This window comes from Polaromonas sp. P3_B1 (assembly GCF_056402935.1).
This window is the reverse complement of sequence record NZ_JBFUGK010000071.1, coordinates 1-8791: the sequence shown is the minus strand read 5'-3', so window position 1 is coordinate 8791 and position 8791 is coordinate 1. Positions and strand designations below refer to the sequence as shown.

The 8791-nt window shown below is 63.3% G+C and carries 10 protein-coding genes; all 10 read left to right on the top strand.

The features are described 5' to 3' along the window. The first annotated feature begins 64 nt into the window (after positions 1–64). The 10 genes from sdhC (at position 65) to leuD (ending at position 8638) form a co-directional block, all read left to right on the top strand. Positions 65–508, top strand: coding sequence for a succinate dehydrogenase, cytochrome b556 subunit (sdhC, locus tag AC1DXS_RS24465; RefSeq protein WP_477740038.1), 444 nt, complete (start codon positions 65–67; stop codon positions 506–508). 17 nt (positions 509–525) lie between these two features. Then, a complete protein-coding gene (sdhD, locus tag AC1DXS_RS24460) occupies positions 526–891 on the top strand; it encodes a succinate dehydrogenase, hydrophobic membrane anchor protein (RefSeq protein WP_477740037.1) in 366 nt (121 codons plus the stop codon). 49 nt (positions 892–940) lie between these two features. Continuing rightward, on the top strand, positions 941–2734 hold the full coding sequence (gene sdhA, locus AC1DXS_RS24455) for a succinate dehydrogenase flavoprotein subunit (RefSeq protein ID WP_477740036.1): 1794 nt from the start codon (positions 941–943) through the stop codon (positions 2732–2734). A gap of 54 nt (positions 2735–2788) precedes the next feature. Continuing rightward, complete coding sequence (locus tag AC1DXS_RS24450; RefSeq protein ID WP_092131584.1) at positions 2789–3493, top strand: succinate dehydrogenase iron-sulfur subunit; 705 nt, start codon at positions 2789–2791, stop codon at positions 3491–3493. Between the two features lie 23 nt (positions 3494–3516). Further along, positions 3517–3825: an FAD assembly factor SdhE gene (locus tag AC1DXS_RS24445; RefSeq protein WP_477740035.1), complete on the top strand. Its 309-nt coding sequence runs from the start codon at positions 3517–3519 to the stop codon at positions 3823–3825. Between the two features lie 48 nt (positions 3826–3873). Beyond that, positions 3874–5184, top strand: coding sequence for a citrate synthase (gltA, locus tag AC1DXS_RS24440; protein ID WP_477740034.1), 1311 nt, complete (start codon positions 3874–3876; stop codon positions 5182–5184). 187 nt (positions 5185–5371) lie between these two features. Beyond that, positions 5372–6346 (top strand): LysR family transcriptional regulator, encoded by a 975-nt coding sequence (locus AC1DXS_RS24435; protein WP_477740033.1) that lies wholly within the window; start codon positions 5372–5374, stop codon positions 6344–6346. Between the two features lie 52 nt (positions 6347–6398). Next, a complete protein-coding gene (leuC, locus tag AC1DXS_RS24430) occupies positions 6399–7820 on the top strand; it encodes a 3-isopropylmalate dehydratase large subunit (protein ID WP_477740032.1) in 1422 nt (473 codons plus the stop codon). 24 nt (positions 7821–7844) lie between these two features. Beyond that, positions 7845–7982 carry an entericidin A/B family lipoprotein gene (locus AC1DXS_RS24425; protein WP_477740031.1) on the top strand — a complete coding sequence of 46 codons (138 nt, stop codon included), beginning with the start codon at positions 7845–7847 and terminating at the stop codon, positions 7980–7982. A 5-nt stretch (positions 7983–7987) separates the two neighbouring features. After that, entirely contained in the window at positions 7988–8638 is a 651-nt protein-coding gene (gene leuD / locus AC1DXS_RS24420) for a 3-isopropylmalate dehydratase small subunit (RefSeq protein ID WP_477740030.1), read from the top strand. Positions 8639–8791 lie beyond the last annotated feature (153 nt).

The window sequence follows — 8791 nt, the reverse complement described above, 5'->3', positions numbered from 1 at the left end:
CGGCTGTTTAGCTGTAATTGCACGCCCGGTTACCACCCAGTTACACCCCCACGAAAGCCAAAAAATGACAGAGCTGGCCAAACAGCGTCCCAAGCGGCCCGAGTTCCGCAACATCAACGCACTCTCCGACCTCCCCACCTATCGTTTGCCACCCGCCGGCTGGGTTTCCATCCTCCATCGCATCAGCGGCTTCATCATGTTTTTGCTGATGCCCTTCATCATCTGGATGTTCGACACCTCGATCTCTTCGGAGATCTCCTTCGAGAAATTCAAGGCCGCCTTCAATATCGGCATGCTGGGCCTGCCCGGATTCATCTGGAAGCTGGCGGCGCTGGCCCTGATCTGGGCTTACCTGCACCACTTCATCGCCGGCCTGCGCCACTTGTGGATGGACGTGAGCCATGCCGCCGTCAGCAAGGAATTCGGCAAGTCATCCGCCATCTTCGTGCTAGCCATTAGCGTGGGCCTCACGCTCGTCCTCGGCGCCAAGCTGTTTGGCCTCTACTAATTACAAGGAGCACAAAAATGGCAGTTAACTACGGCTCCAAGCGCATCGTTGTCGGCGCCCACTACGGTTTGCGCGACTGGCTCGCACAGCGTGTCACGGCCGCCTTGATGGCTCTTTTCACCGTGCTGTTGCTGGCCCAGGTCATCTTCAGCAAAGGTCCCATCGGCTACGACAAATGGGCCGGCATCTTCTCGTCCCAGTGGATGAAAACGCTGACGTTTGTAGTCATCGTCGCCCTGCTCTATCACGTGTGGATCGGCATGCGCGACATCTGGATGGACTACATCAAGCCGGCATCCATCAAACTCGTTTTGAATGTTTTCACCATCGTCTGGCTGGTAGGCTGCGCCGGCTGGGGCATCCAGGTCCTGTGGCGCCTCTGAGCCGCCGCCCCGCAGATCCCACAAGAAGACCGACACCCCCACAAAAATCATGACCGCAACTTCCCAACTCCCCAAGCGCAAATTTGACGTCGTCATCGTCGGTGCCGGCGGCTCCGGCATGCGCGCATCGCTGCAGCTGGCGCGTGCCGGCCTCAACGTGGCCGTGCTCTCTAAAGTGTTCCCCACGCGTTCGCACACCGTCGCGGCACAAGGCGGCATCGGCGCCTCGCTCGGCAACATGAGCGAAGACAACTGGCACTACCACTTCTACGACACCGTCAAGGGCTCCGACTGGCTCGGCGACCAGGACGCGATCGAATACATGTGCCGCGAAGCGCCCAAGGTCGTGTACGACCTCGAGCACATGGGCATGCCTTTCGACCGCAACCCCGACGGCACGATTTACCAGCGCCCCTTCGGCGGCCACACCGCCAACTACGGCGAAAAACCCGTGCAGCGCGCCTGCGCCGCGGCCGACCGCACCGGCCACGCCATGCTGCACACGCTGTACCAGCAAAACGTCAAGGAAAAGACCAGCTTCTTCGTCGAGTGGATGGCGCTGGACCTGATCCGCGACGCCTCGGGCGACGTCGTGGGCGTGACCGCCCTCGAAATGGAAACCGGCGACGTCCACATTTTTGAAGCCAAGACCACGCTGCTGGCCACCGGCGGCGCGGGCCGCATTTTTGCCGCGTCGACCAACGCCTTCATCAACACCGGTGACGGCCTGGGCATGGCGGCGCGCGCCGGCATCCCGCTGGAAGACATGGAGTTCTGGCAGTTCCACCCGACCGGCGTGGCCGGCGCCGGCGTGCTGCTGACCGAAGGCTGCCGCGGCGAAGGCGCCATCCTGCGCAACAGCAACGGCGAGCGCTTCATGGAGCGCTACGCGCCCACGCTGAAGGACCTGGCGCCGCGCGACTTCGTCTCGCGCTCCATGGACCAGGAAATCAAGGAAGGCCGCGGCTGCGGCCCCAACAAGGACTACATCCTGCTGGACATGACCCACCTGGGCGTGGACGCCATCATGAAGCGCCTGCCCTCGGTGTTCGAAATCGGCCATAACTTCGCCAACGTCGACATCACCAAGGAACCGATTCCCGTGGTGCCCACCATTCATTACCAGATGGGCGGCATCCCGACCAACATCCACGGCCAGGTCGTCACGCAGGACGCCAACAACCAGAGCCAGGTCGTCAACGGCCTTTATGCGGTGGGCGAATGCTCCTGCGTCAGCGTGCACGGCGCCAACCGCCTGGGCACCAATTCGCTGCTGGACCTGCTGGTCTTCGGCAAGGCAGCCGGCAACCACATCGTCGAGTTCGCCAAGACCACCACGCACAAGCCGCTGCCGGCCGACGCGGCCGACAAGACCCTGGCCCGCATCGCGCGCCTGGACAATGCGACCGACGGCGAATACGCACAAGACGTGGCCAACGACCTGCGCGCCGCCATGCAGCAGCACGCCGGCGTGTTCCGCACCCAGGCCATCATGGACGAAGGCGTGACCAAGATCGCCGCCCTGCGCGAGCGCGTGAACCGCATTGGCCTGAAAGACAAGTCCAAGATCTTCAACACCGCACGCATCGAGGCGCTGGAAGTCGAGAACCTGATCGAGGCCGCGCAAGCCACCATCGTGTCGGCGGCCGCCCGCAAGGAAAGCCGCGGCGCGCACTCGGTCGACGACTATGGCGACACGCCGGAGCACCCGAACGGCCGCAACGACACCGAATGGCACAAGCACACGCTGTGGTACAGCGAAGGCAGCCGCCTGGCCTACAAGCCGGTGCAAATGAAGCCCCTGACCGTCGAGTCCGTGCCGCTGAAGACGCGCACGTTCTAAGACATACCAGCACAAGAACAGCCGGCCTGCGACCCCACAAGAAGCGAGAACCCCATGACCAAACGCACCTTCAAGATCTACCGCTACGACCCGGACACCGACGCCAAGCCCTACATGCAGACCATCGAGGTGGAACTCGACGGCCATGAGCGCATGCTGCTGGACGCCCTGATGAAGCTCAAGGCGCAGGACCCGTCGATCAGTTTCCGTCGCTCCTGCCGCGAAGGCGTCTGCGGCTCCGACGCAATGAACATCAACGGCAAGAACGGCCTGGCCTGCCTGACCAACATGCGCACGCTGCCCGAGGTCATCGTGCTCAAGCCGCTGCCGGGCCTGCCCGTGGTGCGCGACCTGATCGTCGACATGACGCAGTTCTTCAAGCAGTACAACTCGATCAAGCCCTACCTGATCAACGACAACGTGCCGCCCGAAAAAGAGCGCCTGCAGAGCCCCGAAGAGCGCGACGAGCTCAACGGCCTCTACGAGTGCATCCTGTGCGCCAGCTGCTCGACCTCCTGCCCCAGCTTCTGGTGGAACCCCGACAAGTTCGTCGGCCCGGCCGGCCTGCTGCAGGCCTACCGCTTCATCGCCGACAGCCGCGATGAAGCCACCGGCGAGCGCCTGGACAACCTGGAAGACCCCTACCGCCTGTTCCGCTGCCACACCATCATGAACTGCGTCGACGTCTGCCCCAAGGGCTTGAACCCCACCAAGGCCATCGGCAAGATCAAGGAAATGATGGTTTTGAGGACAGTCTGACCATTCGCTGACCGACCGACGCCATGGAAACCGCCGAAGCCCTGCTTGACGAGCGTGCCCTGAGCAAGCTCAAGTGGCGCTGCCGGCGCGGCCTGCTGGAAAACGACCTGCTGATCGCGCGCTTCTTCGAGGGCCACGAAGCCACCTTGACCGTCAGGCAGGCTAAAGGGTTGAGTGATTTAATGGATTTGTCCGACAACGACCTGCTCGACCTGCTGTTAAAACGCAAGGATGCCGGCCAGCTGGCGGACGAATCGGCCAAGGCAAGCGCCTCTACTTCTGAAGCCCATGACGTTTTAAAGTTGCTGCAGCCCTCTACCCCGGCTCCGTGATTCCCAGCCCGTCCCAATTGACACTGATACGAAAGAAAGAAGCAAGAAATGAAGCTAGCTGACAACAAAGCCACCCTGTCCTTCAGCAACGGCAGTCCCAGCATCGAGTTGCCGGTGTACCAGGGCAATGTCGGCCCGGACGTCGTCGACATCCGCAAGCTGTACGCGCAAACCGGCATGTTCACCTACGACCCCGGTTTCCTGTCGACCGCGTCTTGCCAGTCCGCCATCACCTACATCGACGGCGACAAGGGCGAGCTGCTGTACCGCGGCTACCCCATCGAGCAGTTGGCCACCAACTGCGACTACATGGAAACCTGCCACCTGCTGCTGTACGGAGAGCTGCCCAATGTGGCGCAGAAGAAGGACTTCGTGCACCGCGTGACCAACCACACCATGGTCAACGAGCAGATGCAGTTCTTCCTGCGCGGTTTCCGCCGCGATGCGCATCCCATGGCCATCATGACCGGCCTGGTCGGCGCACTGTCGGCCTTCTACCATGACAGCACCGACATCAACAATCCGGAACACCGCGAAATCGCCGCGATCCGGCTGATCGCCAAGATGCCGACCCTGGTCGCCATGGCCTACAAGTACACCGTGGGCCAGCCCTACATGTACCCCAAGAACAACCTGAGCTACGCCGGCAACTTCCTGCACATGATGTTCGCCACGCCGTGCGAAGAGTACAAGGTCAACCCGGTGCTCGAACGCGCCCTGGACCGCATCTTCATCCTGCACGCCGACCACGAGCAGAACGCCTCGACCTCCACCGTGCGCCTGTGCGGCTCCTCCGGCACCAACCCGTTTGCCGCCATCGCGGCGGGCGTGGCCTGCCTCTGGGGCCCGGCCCACGGCGGCGCCAACGAAGCGGCTCTGAACATGCTGGGCGACATCCAGAAAGCCGGCGGCGTCGAAAAAATCGGCGACTTCATCAAGCAGGTCAAGGACAAGAACTCCGGCGTCAAGCTGATGGGCTTTGGCCACCGCGTTTACAAAAACTACGACCCGCGTGCCAAGCTCATGCAGGAAACCTGCAAGGAAGTGCTGCAGGAGATGGGCCTGGGAAACGACCCGCTGTTCAAGCTGGCCATGGCCCTGGAAAAAATCGCCCTGGAAGACGAATATTTCGTTTCGCGCAAGCTCTATCCCAACGTGGACTTCTACTCCGGCATCGTGCAGCGCGCCATCGGCATCCCCGTGCCGCTGTTCACCGCGATCTTCGCGCTGGCCCGCACCGTCGGCTGGATCGCCCAGCTCAATGAAATGATCGGCGACCCCGAGTACAAGATCGGCCGTCCACGCCAGCTCTTCACCGGCGCCACAACCCGCCAGGTCCTGCCGCTGGCCAAGCGCTAAGCCCAAGCCGCCCGCGCCTGCGCGCAAAGCCCGCCTGATGGCAGCATCGGCGGGCTTTTTTACGCCCCGGCCGGGAAAACGCCCGCCGGCAAGCGGGTCATCGCGTATTGCGATGGCAAAACCCATCTCTTAGCGGCAAAATAACGATTCACCGTCGTCTAACGCGATGGCTACACACCCTAAGCCCATGAAAAGCTCAGAACGCAACTTTGCCCGCCGCATTGACCTGACCTCGCTTCAGCTCTTTGTGGCCGTCTGCGAGCTGGGCAGCATAGGCAAGGCCGCCGAGCGCGAATTCATCGCCGCCTCGGCCGTGAGCAAGCGCCTTTCCGATCTCGAGGCCACGCTGGACACCCCGCTGCTGTACCGCCACACCCGCGGCGTCGACCTGACGCCGGCCGGCGAAAGCCTGCTGCACCATGCGCGCTCGGTGCTGTTCAGCCTCGAGAAAATGCAGGGCGAACTCAGCGAGTACGCCGACGGCGTGCGCGGCCATGTGCGCGTGCACGCCAGCATCTCGGCCATCGTGCAGTTTCTGCCGGAAGACCTGGGCGCGTTCACGCGCGAGCACTCCGGCATCAAGATCGACCTCGAAGAGCACCTGAGCACCGAGGTCGTGCGCGCGGTGCTGGAAGGCGCGGCCGATTTGGGCATTTGCAACACCGCCGACGGGGTGGGCGACCTGCAGACCCTGCCCTACCGCAGCGACAAGCTGGTGCTCATCGTGCCCCGGGGCCACGCGCTGTGCGCGCAAGGGGCCATCCGCTTTGAGGCGGCGCTCGACTATGACCAGGTCGGCCTGCATTCCAACAGCTCGATTTACCTGGCCATGCGCGAAGCCGCGGCGCGGCTGGGCCGCACCATCAAGCTGCGCATCCATGTCACCGGCCTGGACGCCATGTGCCGCATGATCCACAACGGCCTGGGCGTGGGCGTGATGCCGCAGCGCGCTTTTGAGCTGATGCACGGCGTGGGCGAGCTTGAATCCATTGCCCTGCTGGACAGCTGGGCGGAGCGCCGGATCCAGCTGGTCGCCCGCGACTTTTCCACGCTGCCGCTGACAGCACGGCTGCTGGTGGACCACCTGACGCAGCCCGCAGCACCGGCAGCCCGCGCCAAACCAGCGAAAACCGGGGCAGCCCCGGCCGGCGCGGCCGCCTAAAATCACCCCCAACGACAACACGAACGGCAACGAGAGACCACGAAGGAAAACCATGGGACGCACCCTTTACGACAAGATCTGGGACGAGCACGTCGTTCATACCGAAGAAGACGGCACGGCCATCCTCTACATAGACCGCCACCTGGTGCACGAAGTCACCAGCCCGCAGGCTTTTGAAGGCCTGCGAGAGGCCGGCCGCAAGGTCTGGCGCATCAGCTCCATCGTCGCCACCGCCGACCACAACACCCCCACCACCGGCTGGGAGCTGGGCTACGACGGCATCACCGACCAGGTCAGCAAAGAGCAAATCACCACGCTGGACAGCAACATCAAGGAATTCGGCGCGGCCGCCTTCTTCCCCTTCCTCTCCAAGCGCCAGGGCATCGTGCACGTCATCGGCCCCGAAAACGGCGCCACCTTGCCCGGCATGACGGTGGTCTGCGGCGACTCGCACACCTCCACCCACGGCGCCTTCGGCGCGCTGGCGCACGGCATAGGCACCAGCGAGGTCGAGCACGTGATGGCCACGCAAACCCTGCTGGCCAAAAAAGCCAAGAACATGCTGGTGAAGGTGGAGGGCAAGCTCGCCCCCGGCCTCACCGGCAAGGACATCGTGCTGGCCATCATCGGCAAGATCGGCACCGCCGGCGGCACCGGCTACACCATTGAATTCGCCGGCTCGGCGATACGCGCACTCAGCATGGAAGGCCGCATGACGGTCTGCAACATGGCCATTGAGGCGGGTGCGCGCGCCGGCCTGGTCGCGGTGGACCAGAAAACCATCGACTACGTCAAGGGCCGCCTGCTGTCGCCCACCGGCGTCGAATGGGACATGGCCGCCAAATACTGGAACACGCTGCACTCCGATGCCGACGCGAAGTTCGATGCCGTGGTCGAGCTCGACGCCAGCCAGATCCTGCCGCAGGTCACCTGGGGCACCTCGCCCGAAATGGTGCTGTCGATCGACGACCGCGTGCCCGATCCCGACAAGGAAAAGGATGCCAACAAGCGCGATGCCATCGAACGCGCCCTGAAATACATGGGCCTGGAGCCCGGCAAGGCGCTGAACGACCTCTACATCGACAAGGTGTTCATAGGCTCCTGCACCAACAGCCGCATCGAGGACATGCGCGAAGCCGCCGCCGTGATCAAGAAGATCGGCCAGAAGGTCGCGAAAAACGTCAAGCTCGCGCTGGTGGTGCCGGGCTCCGGCCTGGTCAAGGAGCAGGCCGAGCGCGAAGGCCTGGACAAGATTTTTGTGGCCGCCGGCTTTGAGTGGCGCGAACCGGGCTGCTCCATGTGCCTGGCGATGAACGCCGACCGGCTGGAGCCGGGCGAGCGTTGCGCCTCCACCAGCAACCGCAATTTCGAGGGCCGCCAGGGCGCCGGCGGGCGCACCCACCTGGTCARCCCCGCCATGGCGGCGGCGGCGGCCGTGCACGGCCACTTTGTCGATATCCGCAAGTTTGTCTAACCCGAGCCACAGGAGGAGCTTCCCATGAAAAAAATCACCACCCTGATCGCGCTGTCGCTGGTGTCCATGACCCTGCTGCTGGCCGGCTGCAACACCTTCCGCGGTGTCGGGCAAGACGTCCAGAAGGTCGGCGAAAAAATCGAGAACGCGGCGAAGAAGTAAATGCAATGAAAAAATTCACCGTACACAAGGGCCTGGTTGCGCCCATGGACCGCGAGAACGTCGACACCGACGCGATCATTCCCAAGCAGTTCCTCAAGTCGATCCGCAAGACCGGCTTCGGCCCCAACCTGTTTGACGAATGGCGCTACCTGGACGCAGGCTTTCCCGGCCAGGACCCGGCCTCGCGCAAGCCCAATCCTGACTTCGTGCTGAACCAGCCGCGCTACGCGGGCGCCTCCGTCCTGCTGGCGCGCAAGAATTTCGGCTGCGGTTCCTCGCGCGAACACGCACCCTGGGCGCTGGACCAATACGGCTTTCGCGCCATCATCGCGCCCAGCTATGCCGACATCTTCTTCAACAACAGCTTCAAGAACGGCCTGCTGCCCATCGTGCTGCCCGAGGCGCAAGTGGCCCAGCTGTTCGACGAGGCGCTGGCCTTTCCCGGCTACCAGCTGACGGTGGACCTGGAGCGCCAGGTGATCGTCAAGCCGCAGGGCGAGGAACTGCCCTTCGAGGTGCAGGCCTTCCGCAAGTACTGCCTGCTCAACGGCCTGGACGACATCGGCCTGACCTTGCGCCAAAGCGACAAGATCAAGGCCTTTGAAGCCGAGCGCCTGGCGACCAAGCCGTGGCTGAACCACACCGTCGCGGGCTGAACACCGCTTTTCACGAATCCGCTGGGCGCCTGCCCCCCCATGGGCGGGCGCCCAGCCATCCAACGATAAAAGACAGCAACCATGAAAATCGCAATCCTGCCGGGTGACGGCATTGGCACCGAAATCGTCGCCGAGGCCGTCAAGGTCTTGAAG

What these genes read in the sequence shown, in the direction of transcription:
- AC1DXS_RS24445 (WP_477740035.1), top strand. Translation starts at nt 3,517, where the DNA reads ATGGAAACCGCCGAAGCCCTGCTTGACGAGCGTGCCCTGAGCAAGCTC.
- AC1DXS_RS24450 (WP_092131584.1), top strand. Translation starts at nt 2,789, where the DNA reads ATGACCAAACGCACCTTCAAGATCTACCGCTACGACCCGGACACCGAC.
- leuD (WP_477740030.1), top strand. Translation starts at nt 7,988, where the DNA reads ATGAAAAAATTCACCGTACACAAGGGCCTGGTTGCGCCCATGGACCGC.
- gltA (WP_477740034.1), top strand. Translation starts at nt 3,874, where the DNA reads ATGAAGCTAGCTGACAACAAAGCCACCCTGTCCTTCAGCAACGGCAGT.
- AC1DXS_RS24425 (WP_477740031.1), top strand. Translation starts at nt 7,845, where the DNA reads ATGAAAAAAATCACCACCCTGATCGCGCTGTCGCTGGTGTCCATGACC.
- sdhD (WP_477740037.1), top strand. Translation starts at nt 526, where the DNA reads ATGGCAGTTAACTACGGCTCCAAGCGCATCGTTGTCGGCGCCCACTAC.
- AC1DXS_RS24435 (WP_477740033.1), top strand. Translation starts at nt 5,372, where the DNA reads ATGAAAAGCTCAGAACGCAACTTTGCCCGCCGCATTGACCTGACCTCG.
- sdhA (WP_477740036.1), top strand. Translation starts at nt 941, where the DNA reads ATGACCGCAACTTCCCAACTCCCCAAGCGCAAATTTGACGTCGTCATC.
- sdhC (WP_477740038.1), top strand. Translation starts at nt 65, where the DNA reads ATGACAGAGCTGGCCAAACAGCGTCCCAAGCGGCCCGAGTTCCGCAAC.